The organism is Shinella sp. G-2, assembly GCF_050172695.1.
Lineage (GTDB): Bacteria > Pseudomonadota > Alphaproteobacteria > Rhizobiales > Rhizobiaceae > Shinella.
Genome location: NZ_JBBEYH010000078.1, coordinates 1 through 678, shown reverse-complemented (window position 1 = coordinate 678; position 678 = coordinate 1). Strand labels below are relative to the sequence as shown.

Sequence of the window (678 nt, the reverse complement as noted above, 5' to 3'; positions counted from 1 at the left end):
TTCCGAGCCCTTTTCCAGCACGACGACCGTCAGGTCAGGATTGACCTGCTTCAGCCGGATCGCGGCCGAAAGGCCGGCCGGTCCCGCGCCGACGATCACCACGTCGAATTCCATGCTCTCGCGTTCGGGGAGTTCCGCCATGTCGCTCAGAGCGCCCTCTGCAAGTCCGGCAGGATCTCGAAGAGATCGCCGACGAGGCCGTAGTCTGCGACCTGGAAGATCGGGGCTTCCTCGTCCTTGTTGATGGCGACGATGACCTTCGAGTCCTTCATGCCGGCAAGATGCTGGATCGCGCCCGAGATGCCGCAGGCGATGTAGAGTTGCGGTGCGACCACCTTGCCCGTCTGCCCCACCTGCCAGTCGTTCGGCGCATAGCCCGCATCGACGGCGGCGCGGCTTGCACCGACGGCAGCACCCAGCTTGTCGGCGACCGGGAGGATGACCTCCTGGAACTTCTCCGACGAGCCGAGCGCCCGCCCGCCCGAGATGATGATCTTCGCAGACGTCAGTTCCGGACGGTCGGACGAGGAGAGTGCGTCCTTGACGTGGCTGGAAAGGCCGGGGTTCGCTGCGGCCGGGATGGTCTCGACCGCGGCGCTGCCGCCGTCGCCCGCTGCGGCGAAGGACGCCGTGCGCACGGTGATCACCTTCTTCGCATCGGTCGACTGAACCGTCTGG

Annotated in this window: 2 protein-coding genes; both read right to left on the bottom strand. The window is 66.4% G+C overall.

The window, feature by feature from the left end; genetic code table 11:
- Nucleotides 1–150, bottom strand: a 150-nt coding sequence (locus V8U06_RS29195; protein ID WP_427143650.1) for an FAD-binding protein, incomplete at its 3' end; no start/stop codon positions are given.
- The coding region (locus V8U06_RS29190) for an electron transfer flavoprotein subunit alpha/FixB family protein (RefSeq protein WP_427143649.1) at nt 147–678 on the bottom strand (532 nt) is incomplete at its 5' end. The genes V8U06_RS29195 and V8U06_RS29190, both read right to left, overlap by 4 nt.